Here is a 23,963-nt window from a genome sequence, read left to right as displayed (position 1 = left end):
CAACAGCCTCTTCGTTTTTTTATATAAGAATGAATTATTTCAAAAGTTCACCGAGTTTTGCAGCAATGTCTTCGCCACGTAAATCTCTTGCTATGATGTTTCCTTCCTGATCAACAAGAACTGTTGCCGGGATAGCACGTACACCATATAATGCAGCACCTTCACACTGCCAAGCCTTAAGGTCTGACATCTGTGGCCATGTGATATTCAGATCCTTGATAGCCTGTTTCCATTTGTCGGCATCCTTATCAAGAGATACACCTACGATACCGAAACCTTTAGACTTGAACTCTTTATAAGCAGCAACAACGTTAGGCATTTCCTGACGGCAAGGTCCGCACCAGCTAGCCCAGAAGTCTATAAGTGTATATTTGTTCTTGCTCACAAAGTCAGAAAGTTTTACAGTCTCTCCTTCAGGAGTATTCATAGAGAAATCAATGTATTTCTTTCCTACTACTGTATTCATTGCATTGTCAACATATTCTTTCAAACGAGACATAGAAGAAGATGACATGAATTTCTGAGGCAGTTTATCCAACAAAGCTTTTGTCTTTTCCACTTCGAAAGAGAAACCGTTAGACTGCAACATATAAGCACCTACAGCATTATTGATATTTGCTTCTGTCTGTGCATAAACATAATCCATGCATTCTTCGGATACCTTATCATATACCTTAATCAAAGAATCTCTCTGTACATCTGTAAGAGTAGTATCTGTACGGAAAGTAGTAGCAATAGTATTCATCTGGTTTTCAAAACCTGAATACTTTTCTATAAAGGCTGCAAAAGCATCATTGGACGGAGTTCCGGAAACTTTTGAATTGCCTTTAGCCATATCTACCTTGATTGCTCCATCTTCAATAAATACTGTTGCATTGATGTCCTGAGTTTCATCACCATATATTATAAACTTAGGTGCAAATACTGAATCAGGCATTCCCTTGAATTCAAACTTACCGTTCTTGACTATGGCAGAATCCAAAGTGAAGGCTTCTCTTCCATCATAATAACGCATGTAAACATAGTCACCATCCTTTGCACCGTCTATGGTACCATTGATAGTATAACCACCTTTCTCCTGGCAAGCAGCCAATGCCATTACACCAACTGCAGCAAATAGTAATCCTTTTTTCATTTTTATTTTTAATATAAAATTATTGCCTGCAAATTTATATCATTATAATTTAATAAAGAGAATTATCGTGACGTTTTAATTATATTTAATTCAACTTTTATAATAAAACTCCCAAAACAAGGGTATAAGACAACATATCCAATATGTAATATCAACCAAACATTCTGTCATACCAAAACATACAGGAAAGCCGCTGTATTCGAAAGCCACCATAAACTGTATGACAAAAAACAGTGAGACCAAATATGACGGGAAACGAGAAAACATATACGACATACCTTTCACTACATCTGTATCGCTACGGTAATGATCGGCAGAATAGCCATATACCATAGATGTTACTCCTATACCTATAGCCAATATACACAGAGCGCCATCGTGTAACGGCGAATCAACATACCTTCCGGTGACGCCACGTACAATATTCCATGGTCCCCATGCCAATAAGGCATAAACCATGAAATAGGCAACCGCTATCATAACAGCAGCAACCAGGGATTTTTTCTCTTTACCGGACATTTTACGTTCACGACGTACCATACGCCATATCAAGCCGCCCAATCCCGAATGCAGGAACAACCCCACAGACATGAAAAAGAGTAATACTAGATATAGCGCAGGCGATGACATCAGTTTTTCTTCTGTGTATCTGAGGAACCATCTCAACGCTTCAGTACTTATGATATTCCTTATGCCATCCCAGGCATAGACACTGCCTATCCATGAAAGTACGGCAACAAACCACCAAAGCAGAAAAAATACTGTAGCCGGATGTATTATGTTTTTATTCTTCATCTGGTTCAAGATTGTCAATATCAAGAATTCTCAGTTCGAATGCACGGGTTACCAGCCTGCATGCATTCACACCTACACGTTCGTCCGAACGGAATAGTCTGTTTATCAGATCGTTCTGTCGCTTTTCAATAGACTTGACTCCAAATGGCATAGCTTTCAGGTTTGTTATCATTTCTTTTGTATAGCCAAGGGCAAGGTGACGGAGCAGTCTTTCATCGTATTCATCAATATCATAATCGATTATTGCTTCCTGACGTTTCTGCTCAACAGCAACACTTTGTTTGAACCGTGAAACTATTTTCTCAAGAATAGGATAGTTGAACACAAGTTTCTTGCCTTCCATAACCGCCTGCACATCTACAGCTGTCAACAATTCTCCTGTCTTTAATATTATGCCATCGGCTCCTGCATTAAGCGCATCTACCCAAAGCTTTTCATTCAATACCTCACCTGTAAATATCAATACTTTTATTTCAGGTTTCTGCTTATGCAGGCGTGAACATATTTCTACGCCGATAGTGGTAGAACCTCCCAGTCCCAAATCAAGCAACACAAGGTCGGGCGTTTTGGTTTCAAGCAAGGTCCAGAATTCGGCTTCTGTCATTGCTGTTCCTATCACTTCCGCATTAGGTATCTCATGACGGAAAATCTCTTCCGTACCTTTAAGTTCCAACTTTACATCCTCTACTATTATTACTTTAAATTTTTCCATCTTTATATGTATCTTAGTTTTTAATATTTCTATTTACACTTTTCAAAGGCAAAGTGAACCAAACGCAGAAACCTTTTCCTCCGTCAGCTACCTTTGCATTAATCCGGCATCCTCTTCTTCCACCGAACTCGTCATGATCTCTTATAATCTGCTTGCATATCAGATATTCCGTTCCGTACAATACGTCTCCATTATCGGACAGACCAACTTTTGCATTATCAGGATAAAACAGCATGTTCAGTTCTTCCTGCGTGAAGTTACGCCTGTAGTCAACAAAATCGAACCTTGCAAATCCTTCATCAACACTAACGGTAAGCGTAAGATTTCCTTCTGCGTTATACCTTAAAGCTTCGTCTATCAGATTTTCCAAAAGGAAACGAAACAGTATTTCATCTCCGGTCACAAAGCATTTATGACGCAATTCTATGTTAAACACAGGATAAGTTTTCAGACGTTTTACCGATTTGAGATAATACTTGCGAATATCTTCCATAACTGCCGGAACATCTATTGCAGCGCGCCTGAAAGTTACGCCATCAAGCATTCTTGAAGCGCATGAGGACAACAGGACGAATATATCTTTATAATAATTCACCAGTTCGTCCATGTCTTCCAGATCTTTCAATACTGTGTCGTCTGACGCACAGCCATCTTCCGCATATCTGATCTTTTCGACTATTTTCTTTAGTCTTCCCGGATAGTAAATGGTTTCGTGCTTGATTGTAGAAAGACAATTATCAAGTACAAGATTCTGTACATGCAACATGTTTTCTTCGTGTTGCGCCCTTAAAGTTTCATCTTTAGCAAGTTCGATATCCTGGAAATGTTTCTCTACCTGCACTATGGTATGATATAAAGCGACTCCCAGATATTCGCTCACAAGCTCAAGCAGCAAACGGTCTTCGGCCCTGACAGACCTGTCACTACTCATAAGCCCCATGACACCTATACACTTGATACCTCCGGAAACATCAACCCGAAGAGGCATAAAAATCCAGTTATTCCCGTCATAATCAATTATACATCTGCCAGAATACGATTTATTCAGCTTTTCAAGTATAATCTCATCATCGCAATCTTTATACCACGAGCAGTTCAATTTCTTTTCCGAATCATCATATACACCTATTACAAGATTATCTATTGTAACAAGCTCATTTATATCGCGGAATATAACACTGACAGCATTGGAACATATTTCTGAAGGCGACTGCGAATGATTGTCGGACGCAAGTGACGAAAAGACAGAGCTGTTAATCGTAAGCACCTGTTCCATGTTACATCTGTAATGAAGCATGCGCCGTAAATAAATCACATAATATGCAACAACTCCCGCTATTATCAGCACAACAAAAAGCATTATAGCCACAATCTTGTTATTGGCCGATCTTTGCATTTTCTGACAATATTGCTCCAGTGATTTATCCTCACTAATCTGCTTGTACAAAGTAGTGTAAGCCTTATTATTGTAATAATATTTTGAAAATTCCTTAATGGCAAGACATGCCACAGCCACTTCATTGCGCACATCAAGTATGATATAGTAGTCCGTATCGAATTTTTCTCTCAGCCACACCAGTTCCGGAATATCATCTTTATTTCCGGTATCAAGAAGAGGAGACTTCTTTCCTGAATATTTAATATAGTGCATATTCAGATAATGAAAAGCACTGTCTGCAAAATTCAAGGCTCTATTATATTGGGCTTTCACATTACTTTCATACACCATATTGGCATACGTATTTGCGATAGAAAGAAGGCTGTCGTAACCGGAAACTACGTAGCCGTTTTCTGTAAACGGGATTGAATCCGAGCCACCCCAAGCATGGCATGGGGAATATCCAAAAGTTATCAATAGAATTAATACAGCAATAACCTTTCTTACCCCTTTAGGCAGGCGGAAATAAAAACGACTTCCCTTTCCCGGCTCACTGTCGATACCAAACATACATACACTGAACAACGGACTTGTCTTGCGATACTTGTCAATTATACCCTTACAGTTCATCAATCCAAAACCATGTCCTTTCTGACGGACAAGCTCATCTGTATCCAAAGCCGTATCCACACCTATCTTCAAGGAATCATATACCTTCTCGTTCAAGATACGCTCTACATCTGAGGATGAAAGGCCGGGACCATTGTCCGAAACGGATACCTCCACATAATCATCACTCTCGCGGGCGGACAGAACTATCCTTCCTCCCGAAGACGTGTACTTACGGGCATTATCTGTCAATGTATTTATCATAAACATTGTCAAAGCCTTATCAGCTTTCACCACACTATGACACTCCTCTACATCAAGATGCTGTTTCTTCATCTCAAACGTATGTCTGCCCTTGGCTATGACTGAGAAAAGTTCGTCAAGTTCAAAGTTTTCTATATTCAGGCTTATGTCACCACGTTTCATCTTTATCCAAACAGCCAGTATCTCATTATAATCATTGATTTTGGACAAGAGTTCGTTGATATAATCCAACTTGGAATTTCGAATGTCGGCAACCTTTGCGTAAGACGCCTTTCTTAGCTTATCGACTTCGTTTATCACTCTGTCAATATACGGGATAATGCCTGTAACTATTGCCACACATGCCTTCTTCACCTCATTCTGGCGTTTGTTCTCGGCAATATGTTTTCTGTGTATATACTCTTCCTGTTCCAGCCTCAACCTTTCATCGGTAAGCATCATCAAATTCAATCCGTTCTCAAGCGTCCATGCCATATATGGGGTAACGAGTTTCATTATAGAAATCTCATCATGCTTCAACTTTCCTTTTTTCTTGAGCCACAAACGCCCTACCGGTTCTTCTTTTCCAGGAGCAACAAGATCGAGTACCGGTATTCCAGCCTGACCGACCCATTCAGGTCTGTCATCATTATTCTCTCCGGAACTCAATTCAATCCATAAATCATCTGACACAGTTATACTTAACACATCTATTCTGACTGCATGCTCTACCATATCAACCACTTCGTTTACTCCGGAGGCATCCTCTGGAACGGAAGCGGTTATGTTCCGGCAGACTTCAAGCACTTTGCCCAGCTTGTCCATATAAAGGTTATTCCTGATTCTCCAGAACCTATTAAGGACAACCAATGCTACAGCAAGAACGAAAAAGCCAAGCATCACCATCATCAAAAGTATGTTCAACAAATATGATTCTCTGTCAAGAGATGCATACCTGCTTTCCAGCTCCTTGTCCTGACGAGTGTAATCAAGAATATCAAGATAGATATTTCTGTTATAATCCGACTGGATTTTCATCCCCATAGCTGAATAGGTACGGCTCAACTGCTCCCTAAGACGGGCTATCCATTCAGGAACAGTATTTATACCATCTTTATTTATCCACTTCAACTCTAATGAATAGGGATATTCAGGATTGTATGTCATCAGGCGGTCTGTAGTATCACTACATGCATAGAACTTTTCATGATGCATATTCACATACTGCAAAGCCATATCAAGCAACGGCAAGGCCTTCTCTGGCATACCTATATAATTATAATATGTGGCCATTGTCCTGTACGAACCTGAAATCTGATACCAGTCGCCGTAATCGCGAAACAAACCGAGCGCCCTTTGTGCCAAATTCAAAGGCAGACTGTCCAATGGGCAATCATACTCGTTTACCGCCTCCAGCCATCCTTTTCTTTTAGACGAAATCAAATCCCTGTTCGATCTGAAATTCAGAATCTCGGCCATAGCCTGTAAAGCATTCGCCTCGAAATACACATAACCTCTTTCACTAGATATCCTAAAGCAGTCCATCAGATATCCAAACTCTCCTATCACAACATCGTCCGCAGTTGGAGCAGAATACATTCCTCCCGACCCTCTCATATACATATAATTGAGAAACTGAGCGGTATCTGACTCTATCTTATTGATATCAATGGCATCAATCTCAGCCATTGATTCTTTTTCCTGCTGCAAATAATAAAAATATACTCCAGATGCTATATGAAATTCGGACAGTGCATAGTTAAATCTAGCCGAAAGGATAGAGTCTGTCTCAACCACCCTATCCTGTTTTATTCTCTTGATACGTCTTTGGGCACGATTTCTGTAATCATAAAACTCTTTATTGGATGATGTACGCTGACAAATCTTCATCATTCCGACATCGGCCACAAGACACTCAACCTCATTGTCGGAAAGCTCTATAACTTCTGAGAACAAAGACATGGATTTCTCGAAGTCCATCGCCATGTACGCACAGAAACCCATATTGTTAAGCACCTGAGGGAATTCAGAATAATCAGGTGATGCCAAAAGATATGCCTGATTGGCAACCTCTGTAGCCCTGGACAAATCTTTATAGCGTAATCTGTAAGAAAGGCTATTCAATGAGTCAATCTCCGATACGACTTCGTCAGGTATTTCATATTTATTACATGAAATACAAGCTACAAATAATGACAATACAATAAACAAATCGAAGATTTTTCTCATCCTGACCTCCTAATATTAAACCATAACAACCGAATTATCGGAATTTCACGGAAGTACTCACCTCCGCAGTACCATACTTCCAAAGGGAACAACAGTTTATTGACAATACATTCAAACAAAAAGGTTGTATCACTCCCACTTAACCGAAGTAATACAACCCCCTAAATAAAGCGTTGTCCCAAACATTATTTCTTAGATTCTTCCAAAGAAGCTTTTCTAAATTCTTTCAACACTTTTTCCAAATCCAAAGAAGCCTTACGTGCACGTGTACCGGCAGCTTTGTTACCTTTTTCAGCTTGCTGAGTAGCATCAGCAACAAGAGCAGCGCTCAATTCCTGAATCTTTTCAATTAATTCGTTCATAAATTATAATTTATTAAATTTTTAAATACCAAAACCGTTTATTATAAACCGCTTAGTATCTTCAAAGTAAATATAAAAACTTGGATTTACATCATAGCAGATGTGATATTTTACATCATTTAACCAAAGAATACGCAATCTTATATCTTATTATCTATTTGTCTGATTTCTTTTTACAAAACGGAAAAATTATATGTTACCATCATCATTTGGATGACAATACCTCTATCTCAACGACATTTACTGTCTTACTGTCAATACGGAAACGGTTGTCTGTCCTTTCATTGACCAACCATACTATTTCCTCACCTGAAGTAACGACCATAACATTCTCTTTCTCAAACAATGACAGCTTCCTGTCACGTAAATAATCACGTACTTTCTTAAAGCCTTTCATGCCGAAAGGAACAAACTTATCGCCTGATTTCCATTTACGTAATTTCAACTCACCACAAAGTTTATCGGCATCAATATATGCTATGTTATTGCATTTGGGAACTTCAAAACCTGCCCCCACTGAAAACATTCGTACATTAAGTCTGTAATCTTCTTCACCGGCATTCCTCTCTCTCAATAAAAGCTGTTCCCTATCTCTAAGCAAAACCCAATCATTGGAAAAGAACATTTTGCCGGAAGTCGATTTAAGGCTTCTCATTACATCCTTTATCTGCGACGAATTAAATCCCAACGGAGACAACCATTCATACAATACTGCCTGTGGAGATACTTCACACAAAAGTTTTTCTATTGACATGCCATCAGGCGAAACCATTACACGCTCGATTGAAGAATTAATGGCCTGTCTGTATATGGCTGCTACATCCGCCAACCGTTGTGCAGTCTCGCATACCGACTCGCAAAACGAAGGATTTATCTGTTTGAAAAGAGGTATAATGTCAAGTCTTATTTTATTACGTGTGTATATATCTTCCAGATTTGTGCTGTCTGTAACATAATCCTGTCCGATTTGTCTCAGATATTCAAGAATATCATCTCTTCCGGCTTCAAGTAACGGCCGTACTATAAATCCGTTCTTAGGCATTATTCCTTTCAAACCGTTTATCCCTGTACCACGTGAAAGATTCAACAAGAAAGTTTCAACACTGTCATCCCTATGATGAGCAACAGCTATACACGAAGCTCCGTACTTCTTGCGTATTTCATCAAACCATCCGTAACGGAGTTCACGCGCTGCCATTTCTATAGATAAGGAGTTTTCACGGGCATAATCCGATGTCTGAAAATGAACAACCTCGAGAGGAACAGAAAGTCCAGCACAAAGTTTTCTTACAAAATCTTCGTCTCTGTCCGATTCGGCTGCACGCAAATGGAAATTACAATGTGCCGCCACACAGTCATATCCCAACGACAGCAATATACGCAATAATGCTACAGAATCGGCTCCCCCACTCAAGGCAACCACAAGTTTGTCTGTTTTGCCAAACAGCACTTTTTCACTTATATATTTTTCTATCTTACTTTCTAACATATTGCAAAAATAACGTTTTTATATATACAATAATAATGATAGAGACAATTTTATGACAATACAAAACAACATGACACATCCGGCCGGAAACGAAAGCATCAATTTTATTATTTAAAAACAATCTAAATAACTTGCATAAAAAATTACTATCATCTATCTTTGCCAAAAATTAGCAATAAAAATGAAGTTATCTGAACTCAAAACAGGAGAAAAAGGAGTAATAGTAAAGGTATTAGGCCACGGGGGTTTCAGAAGAAGAATCATCGAAATGGGATTCATCAAAGGAAAAACCGTTGAAGTGATACTTAACGCTCCACTCAAAGACCCTATCAAATACAAGATTATGGGATATGAAATATCATTACGCAGACAGGAAGCGGAAATGATAGAAATAATCAGTGAGGAAGAAGCAAGAAAAACAGGCAGAGACACATCTTTGTACGATCCCATTTCGGAAAACATCCCGGTTACGGAAGAACAAATGAAAATCCTTGCACAAGGGAAAAGACGTACTATAAACGTTGCCTTAGTAGGCAATCCCAACTGCGGAAAGACTTCCCTATTTAACATAGCATCAGGTTCGCACGAGCATGTAGGCAACTATAGTGGTGTGACAGTTGACGCCAAAGAAGGCTTTTTCGATTTTCAGGGATATCATTTCAGGCTTATCGATTTGCCTGGTACTTACTCATTATCAGCTTATAGTCCTGAAGAACTGTACGTCAGGAAACATATCATAGAAGAAACGCCTGACGTAATAATCAATGTGGTTGACGCCGGAAATATAGAACGGAACCTGTACCTCACCACACAGCTTATCGACATGAATGTGAGAATGGTTATCGCTCTTAACATGTACGATGCCCTGCAGAACAGCGGAAACAAACTTGACATTAAGAAACTAAGCCAATTATTGGGAGTTCCTGCCGTTCCGACCATAAGCCGTACAGGAGAAGGTATAGACGAGCTGTTTCACGTAATAATAGGACTGTACGAAGGTGCCGACTTTATGGGACAAAAGGAAGAAATACAGAATGAGGCTCTTCAGGAATACCGTAAATGGCATGATGCATACGTGCCCGACCATAAATACGGAAGTCATAAGGAAGAGGAAAACGACTTTACTCCCAAAAACTTCATACGTCATATCCACATTAACCACGGTCCGGAACTGGAAAGAAGCATTGAGGCTATAAAGAAGGAAATAGGAAAGATTGAAAATATCAGACATAAATATTCCACACGTTTCCTGGCTATAAAAATGCTGGAAAACGACAAGGATATAGAACGTCGTATTATTTCCGACATGCCTAATGCCGACACAATAATAGAAATCAGGAATAAAGAAGCCGAAAGGCTTAAAGCCGTGCTTAACGAAGACAGCGAACAGGCTATAACCGACGCCAAATATGGTTTCATTTCAGGAGCCCTGAAAGAGACATATACAGACAATAATCAGAACACGGAAATGTTCACACGTATAGTGGACAGCATAGTAACCCACAGAATCTGGGGATTTCCTATATTTTTCATATTCCTATACATAATGTTCGAGGGCACTTTCGTAATCGGCGACTATCCTATGCAAGCCATAGAATGGCTGGTAGGCGTAATAGCGCAGACTACAGAATCATTCATGCCCGAAGGTCCTTTAAAAGATCTGATAATAGACGGTATTATAGGAGGTGTGGGAGGAGTTATTGTGTTCCTGCCCAACATACTTATACTATATACCTTCATTTCAATTATGGAAGACTCAGGATATATGGCACGTGCAGCATTCATAATGGACAAGATAATGCACAAGATGGGGCTTCACGGTAAATCATTTATACCTCTTATAATGGGATTCGGCTGTAATGTACCTGCAATCATGGGTTCACGTATAATCGAAAGCCGCAAGTCCAGACTTGTGACAATGCTTATAACGCCTTTGATGTCGTGCAGTGCCCGTCTGCCTATTTACCTAATTCTGATTGGGGCATTTTTCCCAAGCCATGCCAGTCTTGTTTTACTTGGCATTTACAGTATAGGTATCATTCTTGCAATCATTATGGCAAGGGTTTTCAGCAAGTTCATAGTGAAAGACGATGACACTCCATTTGTTATGGAACTTCCTCCTTACAGAATGCCTACCGCAAAATCAGTATTAAGACATACGTGGGAGAAAGGTGTTCAATATCTGAGGAAAATGGGTGGCATAATAATGGTTGCTTCCATCATAATATGGTTCCTGGGATATTACCCTAACCATGACCAATATTCATCACAGGCAGAACAGCAGGAAAATTCATACATCGGCCAGATAGGAAAAGCCATAGAACCTGCAATAGAGCCTTTGGGATTTGACTGGAAAATGGGAATCGGTATCCTGTCCGGAGTAGGCGCAAAGGAACTTGTTGTAAGTACACTTGGAGTTTTATATGCAGATGATGAAGAAGTAGATAGTGTAAGCCTTGCCGAACGTCTCAATATCACGCCCCTTGTAGCCTTCGGATATATGCTGTTTACATTGATTTACTTTCCGTGTGTTGCCACAATTGTTGCAATAAAACAAGAATCGGGCAGTTGGAAATGGGCAATATTTGCAGCCACATATACCACAGCCCTCGCATGGATAGTATCATTCCTTGTGTATCAAATCGGAAAATTGTTTATGTAAATGGATATTCAAACTGTAATAATAAGTATAATAATAATCCTGTGCGTAGTCTTTGTAGGACTACGCATTTACAGGTTATTGTCCGGTAAAGGTAAGTCGGCATGCGACTCATGCACAGGTTGTGCGCTAAAAAACACATGCCAAAAGAAATAAAAAGAACTTTTTTTCACCAAAGTATTGCATATTTAAAAAAAAGCAGTACCTTTGCATCGCATTTGAGAAAAATGACATCAAATGACTTCCGGTTCCTTGGATGAGTGGCTTAGTCAGCGGTCTGCAAAACCGTGTACGGCGGTTCGAATCCGCCAGGAACCTCTTCTTACTGAAAAATTAATTGCTACGGTTCCTTGGATGAGTGGCTTAGTCAGCGGTCTGCAAAACCGTGTACGGCGGTTCGAATCCGCCAGGAACCTCAAACAACAGGCAATGCACTCTTAGCTCAGTTGGTAGAGCAACTGACTCTTAATCAGTGGGTCCAGGGTTCGAATCCCTGAGGGTGTACAAAAGAGAGGATGTCAATCAAGACATTCTCTTTTTTTGTTTTTATATATCATTGAATTTTGTAATTTTGCGGCACTAACAAATAAATGTATTAATTATGGGTCTATTATCATCCCTGTTCGGAGGAAACAAGAAAGATGAAAGCAGCGAACAGGAGAAACAGGAAAAGAAAAACTTTGAAATTCTAAAATATGATGGTATCAGGGCACGCAACATCCGACAGTTGCCATATGCCATCAAATGCTTTGAAGAAGCTACTGCAATAAAAGAAGACGTAGAGACAATGGAACTTCTGGCCGCATCATATCTTCAGACAGGAAAAACCGACGATGCGAGAACAGTATATAACCGACTGGCAGAAATTGCTCCAGAAAACACCAAAGTACTTCTTTCACTTGCAGGAGTATGTTTCATACAAGAAGATTATCCGGCTATGAAAGAAGCGTGCGAAAAAGCAATATCCATTGACGATAAGAACAAAGCTGCGTTCTATCTGGCAGCAAAGGCTGAAAAGGGAGAGAAAAACTACATTCAGGCAATAGTAATGCTGACAAAGGCAATAGCCATTGATGAGGATTTTAAGGATGCATATCAGCTGAGAGCAGAAGTTTTATGGGAAATGAGACAAGCCAAAGAAGCTATAGAGGATCTCGATTCCATTCTTTCAAAAGAAAACGACGACGAAGATGCTTTGGTTCTGAAAGGTGAAATCTGTGCCGCTACAGGCAATATCGAAGAAGGGATTTCATATTTAGACAAGGTTCTCTCAATGAATCCTTTCAACGAAAAAGCTTATATAATGAAGGGAACAGCATTACTTGGCAATAAGGAATTCGATCAGGCTATAGCCGTTTACGACGAGGCAATTGAATTATCTCCTGAAAACGCGAAGCTATATCAGGAAAGAGGCAGGGCAAAATTGCTTAAAGGCGACAAGGACGGTTCTGTTGAAGATCTGAAAAAAGCAATAGAACTGAATCCGGAAAGCGAAAACCTGATAAACGGAAATTACAACAATTTTTCTCAGGAAAATAAAGTAGGAATTTATTAATAGAAAACAGCAAAAAACCGGAAATGAAAGCGATACCAGCATTACATTTCCGGTTTTTTATTACTCTGAAAAACAGATTACAGTATTATATACTTCAGCAAGCTGTTTCATGGCACGTTCAAGGACAGAACGCTGCGTACCGATATTCATCCTCATAAATCCTGCACCTTCACGACCAAACATCTCACCGTCATTCAATGCAAGACCGGCTTTGTCGGCAAAGAATGAATTAAGTTCATCATGGTTCAACCCGAGTTCACGACAGTCAAGCCATATCAGATATGAAGCCATAGGACGGATAGCCTTTATTTTCGGAGTATTCTCTTTCAGGAAAGAATCGACATAATCTATATTCCCCTGAATATAATCCAAACACTGATCCAGCCACTCAGTTCCATTAGAATAGGCAGCCTCAACAGCCGGAAAGGCAAACACATGTCCCGCATTCAACTCACCGGCTTCAAGATAAGTCTCAAATTTTCCACGCAAGGCATCATTATATATTATTGTATGCGATGCTGCAACACCGGGCATATTGAATGTCTTACTTGGAGCCATAAAGGTTACCGAATTCTTTTTCGCCTTCTCAGACACCATCGCAAAAGGCAGATGCTTATGAGGAGGAAGTGTCAAGTCGGCATGTATCTCGTCAGAGAATACCAAGATGTTATCTTCTGCACATATTTCGGCAAGTTCCTCAAGCTCTTCTCTTTTCCATACTACCCCACCCGGGTTATGAGGATTACAAAGAATAAGCACGCGTACACCTTTCTTTATGCTTCTCAGAAGTTCAAGATTCATTCTGTACTCACCATTCTCGAATATCATAGGACACTCCACCAACTGTCTGTTGTTTCTCGTTGTCAGCCATGCAAATGGATGATAAACTGGCGGCATGATGACAACCTTATCGCCCGGAGCGGTAAAACAATTCAACGCCATTCCCAAACCGGCAACTATCCCCGGAACGTAATTGATATGTTTTTTCTCTACCTCCATTCCGTAACGGGCCTTAACCCAGTTTATTATTGAATTGTAATAGCCATCGTGTTTTACCGTATATCCGAATACAGGATGTTCACAACGTTTCTTCACCGCATCGACCACAAAATCCGGTGTAGCGAAATCCATATCTGCCACCCACATCGGGATAAGATCGTCTCTACCCCATATATCTTTCATTTCGTCAACCTTGACAGAATTTGTATTTCTTCTGTCAATCAATTCATCAAAATTATACTTCATAATGATTATTCTATGTATTATAAATATTAAACCTGCATTACAAAATAAGGTAATAATGCTCGAAAATTAAAAATTTTGAAGAAAATTTTCATCATATTCTTGTTTTTTCAAGAAAAGTATTACATTTGCATCAGAAACGATAACAAAAAGTATAATATGAAAACATTTGCAACATACTTCTTCTTTTTCTTTTATTACTTTTACTTTAGCAATAAAGTGAAGCGGGAAGTCGTATGTGTAAGATACGTAAGATAATCAATACAAAATAAAATAACGAAATCCCGCTTCTGTATGAGGCGGGATTTTTTTTAATGGTATAATAAGAAAATGAGAAAGATAGCAATTCAAGGAGTAAAGGGCTCGTATCACGATATAGCTGCCCATAAATATTTTAAGGATGAAGAGATAGAACTTATTTGTTGTAATACATTCGAAGAAGTTTTTGCACAGATGAAAAAGGACAGCGACGTGATAGGTGTGATTGCAATAGAGAATACAATAGCCGGAAGCCTGCTGCACAACTACGAATTACTTCGTGAAAGCGGCGCCACTATCATAGGAGAACACAAACTCAGAATAAGCCACAGCATCATGTGTCTGCCGGAAGATAATTGGGAAGACCTCACAGAAGTAAACTCCCACCCTGTAGCCCTGGCACAGTGCCGCGACTTCCTGCACAATCATCCGGAACTGAAGGTAGTAGAAACGGAAGATACAGCAGGTAGTGCCGAGAATATCAGAAAAAACAACCTGAGAGGACATGCAGCCATCTGCTCCAAATATGCTGCCGGACTTTACGACATGAAAATCCTGGAAGAAGGAATAGAAACAAATAAACATAACTTCACCAGATTTCTGGTCATCAGCAATCCATGGCTGGCAGATGAGTTGAAAGACCGCTCTAAGGTAAACAAGGCAAACATAGTATTCTCTCTTCCTCACAGCGAAGGAAGCCTTTCGCAAGTTTTGTCAATCTTCTCATTCTATAAGATAAACCTGACAAAGATACAGTCACTGCCGATTATCGGACGCGAATGGGAATACATGTTCTACGTTGACGTAATGTTCAATGATTATTTAAGATACAAACAGTCTATAGATGCAGTTACACCGCTTACAAAAGCACTTAAAATTTTAGGAGAATATGCAGAAGGAGAATCAACAATATAACATACAGCCGGCCGACAGACTGGCAAATGTCAGCGAATACTATTTCAGCAGAAAGCTGAAGGAAGTGGCAAAGATGAATGCCGAAGGTAAAAACGTGATAAGCCTCGGAATAGGTAGTCCTGACATGCCACCTTCAGAAGAAACAATCAATGTTCTTTGCGAAAATGCCAAGAGACCTGACGCTCACGGCTACCAGCCTACAGTGGGAATACCTGAACTGAGGAAAGCCATGGCCGACTGGTATAAAAGATGGTACAATGTAGATCTTGACCCAGCCACAGAGATACAGCCTCTTATCGGCTCAAAAGAAGGTATCCTGCACGTGACACTGGCTTTGGTAAATCCTGGCGATAAGGTTCTTGTTCCAAACCCTGGCTACCCTACCTATACATCGCTGAACAAGATTCTTGGAAGTGAAATAATCAACTATAACCTTCGTGAGGACAACAACTGGCAGCCTGATTTCGACGAATTGGAAAAGATGGATCTCACAGGAGTGAAAATCATGTGGACCAACTACCCCAATATGCCGACAGGAGCCAATGCCACAATGGAACTGTACGAAAAAATTGTTGATTTCGCACGCCGTCACAACATCGTAGTAGTGAACGACAATCCATACAGCTTCATCCTGAACAAAAAGCCGATAAGCATACTCAATGTTCCCGGAGCAAAAGAATGCTGTATAGAATTCAACTCCATGAGTAAGAGCCACAACATGCCGGGCTGGCGTGTGGGAATGCTGGCAACAAACGCCACTTTCGTACAGTGGATACTGAAAATAAAGAGTAACATCGATTCCGGCACATTCCGTCCATTACAGCTGGCAGCTGCACAGGCATACAACAACAGCGCAGAATGGCACGAAGAAGCCAACTTCAATGTTTACAGCCGTCGCCGAAAGCTTGCCGAAGAAATAATGAACGTATTGGGATGCACATTCGACAAGAATCAGGTGGGAATGTTCCTCTGGGGCAAGATACCTGAATCATACAATGATGTAGAGGAACTGACAGAAAAAGTCCTACACCAGGCAAGAGTTTTCATCACTCCGGGATTTATCTTCGGAAGCAACGGAAAGAGATATATACGTATTTCGCTTTGTGCCAAAGAAGAAAAACTGGCAGAAGCACTTGAGAGAATAAAGAATATGAAATAAAAAGAAAATACAAATAACTACTAAAAGATTACAACTATGGCACTCGAATTAGAACCTATCAGACTGGAAGGCGTATCAGAAGAACGTCCATTGATCATAGCAGGACCTTGCAGCGCAGAAACAGAAGAACAAGTAATGACAACAGCAAAACAGTTGGCCGACAACGGAACAAAAATCTTCCGCGCAGGTATATGGAAACCACGTACAAAACCGGGAGGCTTCGAAGGTGTAGGAGTTGACGGTCTGGCATGGCTGAAAGAAGTTAAGAAAGAAACCGGAATGTACGTTTCCACAGAAGTTGCAACAGCAAAACACGTTTACGAATGTCTTAAAGCCGGTATAGATATATTGTGGATAGGTGCACGCACTACAGCCAATCCGTTTGCAGTGCAGGAAATAGCAGATGCCTTGAAGGGAGTTGACATACCTGTATATGTAAAGAACCCTGTAAACCCAGATCTGGAGTTATGGATCGGAGCAATGGAAAGAATAAACAATGCAGGAATTAAACGCCTTGGAGCAATCCACCGCGGTTTCTCATCATACGACAAAAAAATCTACCGTAATCTTCCGCAATGGCATATTCCTATCGAACTGAGAAGACGTATTCCTAACCTACCTATCCTGTGCGACCCAAGCCATATCGGCGGCAAACGTGAGCTCATCGCATCACTCTGCCAGCAGGCCATGGACCTCGGTTTCGACGGACTGATAGTGGAATCACACTGTAACCCTGACTGTGCATGGAGCGACGCTTCTCAGCAGGTGACACCGGATATTCTTAACTATATTCTCAACCTGTTGGTTATCCGTAAGGAACACCAGTCAACAGAAAGCCTCAGCGAGCTGAGACGTCAGATTGACGAATGCGACAACGAGCTGATGGAGATTATGGCAAAACGTATGCGTGTGTGCCGCGAAATCGGAACATTCAAGAAAGAGCACAATATGACTATTCTCCAGACAGGACGTTACAATGAAATTCTTGACAAGCGCGGAGCACAAGGAACACTGTGCGGTATGGATTCTGAATTTGTGAAACATGTATTCGAAGCCATACACGAAGAAAGCGTACGTCAGCAGATGGAAATAATAAACAAGTAAAAAGAACAAGAAAATTATCAAGACGATGCGTATATTAATATTGGGAGCCGGAAAAATGGGCTCCTTCTTTACCGATGTATTAAGTTTCGACCACGAAGTGGCAGTTTACGACATAAAACCTCAGAACCTGCGCTTCATGTACAACTGTCTGCGTTTTACTTCACTGGATGAGATTAAGGAGTTCCGTCCTGAACTTGTAATAAATGCAGCTACAGTGAAATACACGCTCGACGCATTCCGCCAGGTACTGCCGGTAATTCCGAAGGACTGTATCATAAGCGACATTGCATCAGTAAAGACCGGTCTTCAGAAATTCTACGACAACAGCGGTTTCAGATATGTATCAACCCACCCTATGTTCGGTCCTACATTTGCCAACCTTGACCAGCTGAGTACAGAGAATGCCATAATAATAAAGGAAGGCGACTGTCTGGGCAAAGTGTTCTTCAAGGATCTTTACCAAAGACTTGGACTCAACATTTTCGAATATACATTCGATGAGCATGACGATACTGTAGCATATTCATTGTCAATACCGTTCGTTTCTACATTCGTGTTTGCCGCAGTGATGAAACATCAGGACGCGCCCGGTACAACATTCAAACGCCACATGGCAATAGCAAAGGGAGTACTTAACGAAGACGATTATCTGCTTCAGGAAATACTGTTCAACCCACGTACTCCGAAACAGGTGGAAGGAATACGTACCGAACTGAACGAGCTTCTTGACATAATAAGCCGTAAGGATGCCGACGGCATGCATGCCTATCTTAGCAAGATTCGAAACAATATAAAATAATAAATTCACAGGCTGTTACATGTATTCAAGATCACGTAACAGCCTGTATTGTTATACAATAGTCGTATTATAAATCCAGCACTTCCAGATCGTCCGGAACATACACATTACCATTGAAATTCTTTTTAGCCTCAGCAGTATATTTTTCTTTACGGCTCGGAAGAGTCTTATCCTCTGTGTGGTACAACAACAGGTTTTTCACACCAAGTTCCTCAGCCTGTACTCCTGCATCAAGAGCTGTACTGTGATGTTTCTCATATGGTTTGAATACATCTCTGTCCTCATAAAGACAAAAGGCCTCACACATGAGCCAGTCGGCATTCTTCACATACTCTTTATTATTCTCATTGTAAGGCTCGTCGCCCAGACAGACAATAGTTTTATTGTCAGAAGTTACAGCCTTAAAGCCGAACTGCTTCTCTTTTGTGGAATATATATCAAAACACTGAATTTCCATTCCGGCAGCACTGAACTTATCATTTTCCGACAGTACATTGAAGTTTATGCCATTCCCTATTCTGGCAACAATCTTCTTTGGCAGAGTGTTTCTGCATATCCAGTCAAGAACAAGTATCGCCTTGTCATGAGAATATACATTAAGCTCACCGTTATATTTTCCCTGCTGCATTCTCTGTGCAATGGTTCTGACTATCCATATTATGCCCAAGATATGGTCTGTATGAGCATGAGTTATAAAAATATCATGTATATCGTTAATCTCGATACCTGCCTTCTCAAGCTGTACGAGGATACCGTTTCCTCCACCTCCGTCAACCAGCAACAGGTCATTTCCATTGTGAATTGCGAAGCAGGTGTTATAACACTTAGTTACGGCAGCATTACCTGTACCAAGCATTGTAATTTTTGAATTTCCTTGCATAAATCTGTTATCAGATTACATTCGTTAAAAATAAAAACCCGCTTAAAAACCTGATGAAAGGCTTTTAAGCGGACTCATATATATGTTTTAAATAAAGATTACTTTCTGTCAGCTTTCAGACGGTCAGCCATAGCCTTAGCAAGTTCTTTTGCCTGAGCATAGTTGTCTTGCTTCATAGCCTGCTTCATTTCTACAGGGTTGCCTACAACCTCGAACTTCAGCTTTTCAGTGTATTCGCCAATCTTCTTCACTGCTGCACTAGCCCAAGTATATGAGCCGAAGTAACCCATCACACGGTTCTTCACTTCGCGGGCAGCAATCTTGCTCAACAGTGATTCCATTTCAGGATAAAGGTTCATGTTGTATGTAGTACATCCCACAATAAGACCTTTGTACTTGAACACATCAGCCAAGATATATGAATGATGAGTGTGAGAAACATTGTGCATGATGATATTCTTGATACCCTGACGGCTCAGTTCTTCAGCAATTGCCTCAGCCAGTTCCTCTGTATTGCCGTACATAGTTCCGTATGCTATCACAACACCTTCTTCAGCTTCGTAACGGCTCATCTTGTCGTACATATCGATAACCTGAGGAATCTTTTCTTCCCAAACAGGTCCGTGAGTAGAACAGATAGTGTTGATTTTCAGTCCGCCAAGTTTCTGCAAAGCCTTCTGTACAGGATTTCCGAACTTACCAACGATATTAGCATAGTAACGGCGCATTTCATTCCAATAAATATCTGTATTGATATTCTTGTCGATGCATCCACCGTTCAAAGCTCCGAAACATCCGAAAGCATCACCCGCAAACAGGATTCCGTCTGTTTCATCGTATGTAACCATTGTTTCAGGCCAGTGAACCATAGGAACCAGATAGAAACGGAGGTTGTGATAACCAAGTTTCAGGAAATCGCCGTCATTTACTACATAGCGGTCGCCAGTCACACCATAATATCCTTCCACCATTTCGAAAGTCTTCTTGTTTCCTACAAGAACGATTTCAGGATAATACTGTTTGATAAGAGCGATAGAGCCTGAGTGGTCAGGTTCCATGTGGTTTATAATAAGATAATTGATTTTACGGTCGCCGATAATGCTGCGGATTTTCTTCAGATATACTTCGAAGAATGCAACATCAACTGTATCCACCAATGCCACCATCTCATCATCTGCTATCAGATAAGAGTTGTATGACACGCCGTATGGCAACGGCCAAAGATTTTCGAACAATGCTTTGGTGCGGTCGTTCACACCTACGTAATGTACTTTACCTTTAATTTCCATTTTTATTATGAATTTGTTATTTATATGTTGACTAATTTTTTCCCTTGATACGAATCTCTTTCAATCATCCTCTTCTTCAGCTTCGCTGTGAATTCATGATTCTTCAGTCCCCAGTCAGGAGCAATAAGCAAATCGCGCGGCGACTGTGATATAAACCTTTCCAATACAAGGTCGGGACGCAAATGCTCAATATAATCCAAAACAAGATCGATATACTCGTCGGCAGTATATAGATGAAAGTCTTCAGGGCATTCATCATACTCGTGCGCCATTCTTGTTCCCTTTATCAGCTGCAGCTGATGCATCTTCAGCGTAGTGAGCGGCAACAATGATATATCTTCAGCCTGACATATAATCATGTCTTTGTCCTCACCGGGGAGTCCCAATATAACATGTCCTCCTGTCATTATACCTCTTGAAACGGTACGCCTAACAGCATCAGCAGTACATGCAAAATCATGTCCGCGATTTATGCGTTTCAGCGTGACATCATTAGTGCTTTCTATGCCATACTCAACCAAAAGGAAAGTCCTGCCGTTTATCTCTTCCAGATAATCCAATAGAGAATCCGGCATACAGTCCGGACGTGTACCAATAACCAGTCCCACTACTCCATCTACAGAAAGTGCTTCCTCATACATCGCCTTTAGTTTTTCCAACTCAGCGTATGTATTGGTATAAGCCTGGAAATAAGCAAGATATTTCATTTCGGGATACTTTCTTGAGAAAAACTCCTTTCCCTCTTCAAGTTGCTGTCTCACAGACTTCTCAGTCCGGCAATAGTCTGGGTTGAAAGTCTGGTTATTGCAGTAAGTACACCCTCCAAATCCCTTGCTACCGTCACGGTTAGGACATGTAAAGCCTGCATTGACTGAGATTTTCTGAACCTTATACGGGAAGTGTTTTGCCAGAAAACACCCGAAATCATTATATCTTATCTTATTATCCATCTGACTAAAAATACAATGCAAAGATAATATTTTTCCGCCGAAACGACAATAAATGAAAAAACAGATTTTTACATGTTATTTAATGAGCAATGCCATACGAAATAATAACAGTTACTATACATCTATTAACTCCGATTAATCTACTTAATTAATTCCTATTACACAGTAAAAAAAAACTTTAGCACATAATTATATTCCGATTTTATTATTTTACTAATCGCAAACTATTTGTTATTCATAAAACTTCGAAAATGTGATATAATAATCTATCTTGGAATTGGGCAATGTAAAATGTAGAAAATTACCAAAATATACATCAGGACAGCCCGTTTCTCCTTCCACACTCGCAATGCCTAAATTTTTCACTGTATGAGCAAAAGTTGAAGCACCAGAATATGTTTTGTTGTTTACAAGAACAGTTATCTTTCCATGATATAGATTTGCTTCTTCCAAATTATCTTTAACAGGTGTATATTCTATTACAAAAAGTTCTCCGTCCGACAAATTGCAGATTTGATTATATATTTCCGGATGCCTTTCTTTATTATAGGCTTTGGAATATGCACTGACCTTCAATTGGCTCTTAGAATATAGTGAATAGTCCGGATGTGGGAAATATGAAATCAGCCTTTCCACACACTGACTAGAACCGCCTGTATTATTTCGCATATCTATTACTATTTCCTGTATTTTCCTGTGATTTATTTCTTTAAAAACAGAATCACAAAAAGTCTTTAGTTCCGTTTCTTGGAACACATTGCGAATGGTAAGGATTGCCTTTGTATTATCAGAAGAAAAATTACAACTGAAACTTTCATGCTTATTTTTAGATTGTCTTTCCTTGATGGCCTTCAAAGCAACACTTTGAGGTACTCCTTCCAAACTTATCTTTTCTATTTTATCACCATGTTTTATAGTAAACACATACAACTCGCTCCACCTGTACATGTACCATAACAACGGAGAAAAATAGGCGTTTACACTGCCTTCCTTAATACCATTATCCTTCTCCGAGCCCCACAAGCCATACATCAGTTCAAGTATATCTTTTGACTTGATACCATTTATACTGAGAATCGTATCACCTTCGCTAATTCCGGAATTATCAATCACCGGATAATCTACAATAAATATATCTCCAGCTGCTTTAATTCTCAATGGAATTGTTCTGCCATCCTTCTTTGCATGAGAAATAAGGTCGTCTGTAATAGGCGGCAGCAGCATGCTATGGCCATCTTTGATATTAGCCATAAAAGGAGCTATTTTCAGATAAAAGTCGGATATACTGATAGAATCAGTCAGGGATGCCTTCATCTTAGCTTTATTTCTTTCATACTCTTCCCTTGATTGATAGAGATAAAGATCCGGATGCACACATTCCAATTTTGCGCATAAAGTGTCAAAATCGGCCATTTGCTGAGCAGGACTTAATTGTTGTCCGAAAGAAGATTTGCAGATAAAAGTTATAAGTATAGGAATAATTAAAAGTATTCTCATAATCAACTATTAAGACAAGTTATTTCCTAACGTCATCAAAATGCTTTGATGATGAAAACTTCTTGGGAAGTCTTTCAAAAAGTTTCTGAAATGTTTCTTTGTTTATTGAATGTCTGCTTATGTATAAGCAATAAGCCCCCACAATATTATCAATATTACGTTCTATTCTTTGAATATTGAGAATAGAATCTTCTTTTATGAGTTCATTCATTTTTAATGTTATTGAATCCTTCTGTTCTTGTGTCAAAGTAGAATTCTTCAAACGGAGATTGTCAAGATGTCCCAACACATGACTTATTGAATCTGTTTTAAAATTTTCTATACGGAACAAATCATTATATGGAGAACCATACATATCGAATATGCCGTTTTGGCTATCTCTTATATATAAAACTTCAGAATCTTGTGTAAAAACCATAGCTACACTTGGTACATTGCCCACAGCAGGAACTATAACTTTAGGCAAAAAATCTTCTTCTGAAGCCTTCGGTAACTTGAATGTAAATTTGCCATTCATAACTACAGCTGAATCAAGATATGTATTGTCAAGATATTCAGTTATATACATATAATCACCATCTTCTACATCAGTTGTTGTACCATGAATTATACATTGCTGTTCTGTACACGATACAATAAAAGAGAATAACATCAGTATTCCTAATAAATGTTTTGTTTTCATGTTACTTTGATTAAATTTATAT

Annotated in this window: 18 protein-coding genes and 3 tRNA genes; 9 read left to right on the top strand and 12 right to left on the bottom strand. The window is 39.8% G+C overall.

Annotated elements, in window-relative coordinates:
- Positions 1 to 34 precede the first annotated feature (34 nt).
- The 6 genes from H6A61_RS05820 to tilS all read right to left on the bottom strand — a co-directional run bounded on the left by H6A61_RS05820 (position 35) and on the right by tilS (position 8,952).
- Positions 35 to 1,135, bottom strand: a complete 1,101-nt coding sequence (locus tag H6A61_RS05820; RefSeq protein ID WP_204391974.1) for a TlpA disulfide reductase family protein — start codon at positions 1,133 to 1,135, stop codon at positions 35 to 37.
- Positions 1,136 to 1,225: 90 nt separating this feature from the next.
- The gene (locus H6A61_RS05815) at positions 1,226 to 1,930 is read right to left on the bottom strand and encodes an AbgT family transporter (protein WP_204391972.1); all 705 of its coding nucleotides are present in this window, start codon (positions 1,928 to 1,930) and stop codon (positions 1,226 to 1,228) included.
- Positions 1,920 to 2,648: a DUF5932 domain-containing protein gene (locus H6A61_RS05810; protein WP_204392077.1), complete on the bottom strand. Its 729-nt coding sequence runs from the start codon at positions 2,646 to 2,648 to the stop codon at positions 1,920 to 1,922. The genes H6A61_RS05815 and H6A61_RS05810 overlap by 11 nt, the downstream gene beginning before the upstream one ends.
- A gap of 7 nt (positions 2,649 to 2,655) precedes the next feature.
- The gene (locus tag H6A61_RS05805; protein WP_204391970.1) at positions 2,656 to 7,101 is read right to left on the bottom strand and encodes a DUF5113 domain-containing protein; all 4,446 of its coding nucleotides are present in this window, start codon (positions 7,099 to 7,101) and stop codon (positions 2,656 to 2,658) included.
- 185 nt (positions 7,102 to 7,286) lie between these two features.
- The gene (locus tag H6A61_RS05800; protein WP_154042932.1) at positions 7,287 to 7,463 is read right to left on the bottom strand and encodes a histone H1; all 177 of its coding nucleotides are present in this window, start codon (positions 7,461 to 7,463) and stop codon (positions 7,287 to 7,289) included.
- Positions 7,464 to 7,668: 205 nt separating this feature from the next.
- Positions 7,669 to 8,952: a tRNA lysidine(34) synthetase TilS gene (tilS, locus tag H6A61_RS05795; protein ID WP_204391968.1), complete on the bottom strand. Its 1,284-nt coding sequence runs from the start codon at positions 8,950 to 8,952 to the stop codon at positions 7,669 to 7,671.
- A 181-nt stretch (positions 8,953 to 9,133) separates the two neighbouring features.
- On the opposite strand from tilS, the gene feoB reads away from it, so the two are divergent.
- The 5 genes from feoB to H6A61_RS05765 all read left to right on the top strand — a co-directional run bounded on the left by feoB (position 9,134) and on the right by H6A61_RS05765 (position 13,166).
- The gene (gene feoB, locus H6A61_RS05790) at positions 9,134 to 11,614 is read left to right on the top strand and encodes a ferrous iron transport protein B (RefSeq protein WP_204391960.1); all 2,481 of its coding nucleotides are present in this window, start codon (positions 9,134 to 9,136) and stop codon (positions 11,612 to 11,614) included.
- 243 nt (positions 11,615 to 11,857) lie between these two features.
- A tRNA-Cys gene (locus H6A61_RS05780) sits at positions 11,858 to 11,929 on the top strand.
- Between the two features lie 26 nt (positions 11,930 to 11,955).
- Positions 11,956 to 12,027, top strand: a tRNA-Cys gene (locus H6A61_RS05775).
- A gap of 15 nt (positions 12,028 to 12,042) precedes the next feature.
- A tRNA-Lys gene (locus H6A61_RS05770) sits at positions 12,043 to 12,115 on the top strand.
- A gap of 97 nt (positions 12,116 to 12,212) precedes the next feature.
- Positions 12,213 to 13,166, top strand: coding sequence for a tetratricopeptide repeat protein (locus H6A61_RS05765; protein WP_204391958.1), 954 nt, complete (start codon positions 12,213 to 12,215; stop codon positions 13,164 to 13,166).
- Between the two features lie 60 nt (positions 13,167 to 13,226).
- Here H6A61_RS05765 and H6A61_RS05760 read toward each other — a convergent pair whose 3' ends face one another.
- Complete coding sequence (locus H6A61_RS05760) at positions 13,227 to 14,411, bottom strand: MalY/PatB family protein (protein WP_204391949.1); 1,185 nt, start codon at positions 14,409 to 14,411, stop codon at positions 13,227 to 13,229.
- Between the two features lie 327 nt (positions 14,412 to 14,738).
- Here H6A61_RS05760 and H6A61_RS05755 point away from each other — a divergent pair, with 327 nt between their 5' ends.
- Genes H6A61_RS05755 through H6A61_RS05740 form a run of 4 tightly spaced genes read left to right on the top strand, consistent with a single transcriptional unit; the run spans position 14,739 to position 18,643 of the window.
- On the top strand, positions 14,739 to 15,581 hold the full coding sequence (locus H6A61_RS05755) for a prephenate dehydratase (protein WP_154042939.1): 843 nt from the start codon (positions 14,739 to 14,741) through the stop codon (positions 15,579 to 15,581).
- Positions 15,556 to 16,740 carry a pyridoxal phosphate-dependent aminotransferase gene (locus tag H6A61_RS05750; protein ID WP_204391942.1) on the top strand — a complete coding sequence of 395 codons (1,185 nt, stop codon included), beginning with the start codon at positions 15,556 to 15,558 and terminating at the stop codon, positions 16,738 to 16,740. The genes H6A61_RS05755 and H6A61_RS05750 overlap by 26 nt, the downstream gene beginning before the upstream one ends.
- A 36-nt stretch (positions 16,741 to 16,776) precedes the next feature.
- Positions 16,777 to 17,844 carry a bifunctional 3-deoxy-7-phosphoheptulonate synthase/chorismate mutase type II gene (locus H6A61_RS05745; protein ID WP_204391935.1) on the top strand — a complete coding sequence of 356 codons (1,068 nt, stop codon included), beginning with the start codon at positions 16,777 to 16,779 and terminating at the stop codon, positions 17,842 to 17,844.
- A gap of 25 nt (positions 17,845 to 17,869) precedes the next feature.
- Positions 17,870 to 18,643, top strand: coding sequence for a prephenate dehydrogenase (locus H6A61_RS05740; RefSeq protein ID WP_204391933.1), 774 nt, complete (start codon positions 17,870 to 17,872; stop codon positions 18,641 to 18,643).
- A gap of 67 nt (positions 18,644 to 18,710) precedes the next feature.
- Here H6A61_RS05740 and H6A61_RS05735 read toward each other — a convergent pair whose 3' ends face one another.
- The 5 genes from H6A61_RS05735 to H6A61_RS05715 all read right to left on the bottom strand — a co-directional run bounded on the left by H6A61_RS05735 (position 18,711) and on the right by H6A61_RS05715 (position 23,941).
- On the bottom strand, positions 18,711 to 19,523 hold the full coding sequence (locus H6A61_RS05735) for an MBL fold metallo-hydrolase (RefSeq protein ID WP_204391931.1): 813 nt from the start codon (positions 19,521 to 19,523) through the stop codon (positions 18,711 to 18,713).
- A gap of 98 nt (positions 19,524 to 19,621) precedes the next feature.
- Positions 19,622 to 20,812 carry an FprA family A-type flavoprotein gene (locus tag H6A61_RS05730; RefSeq protein WP_204391929.1) on the bottom strand — a complete coding sequence of 397 codons (1,191 nt, stop codon included), beginning with the start codon at positions 20,810 to 20,812 and terminating at the stop codon, positions 19,622 to 19,624.
- Positions 20,813 to 20,832: 20 nt separating this feature from the next.
- A complete protein-coding gene (locus H6A61_RS05725; protein ID WP_204391927.1) occupies positions 20,833 to 21,762 on the bottom strand; it encodes a TIGR01212 family radical SAM protein in 930 nt (309 codons plus the stop codon).
- A gap of 231 nt (positions 21,763 to 21,993) precedes the next feature.
- Complete coding sequence (locus H6A61_RS05720; protein WP_204391925.1) at positions 21,994 to 23,259, bottom strand: S41 family peptidase; 1,266 nt, start codon at positions 23,257 to 23,259, stop codon at positions 21,994 to 21,996.
- Positions 23,260 to 23,278: 19 nt separating this feature from the next.
- Entirely contained in the window at positions 23,279 to 23,941 is a 663-nt protein-coding gene (locus H6A61_RS05715; RefSeq protein ID WP_204391923.1) for a DUF4369 domain-containing protein, read from the bottom strand.
- Positions 23,942 to 23,963: the final 22 nt, after the last annotated feature.

The organism is Bacteroides caecigallinarum (assembly GCF_016901995.1).
GTDB classification, from domain to species: Bacteria; Bacteroidota; Bacteroidia; order Bacteroidales; family Bacteroidaceae; genus Phocaeicola; species Phocaeicola cellulolyticus.
This window is presented reverse-complemented; position numbering and strand designations above follow the sequence as displayed.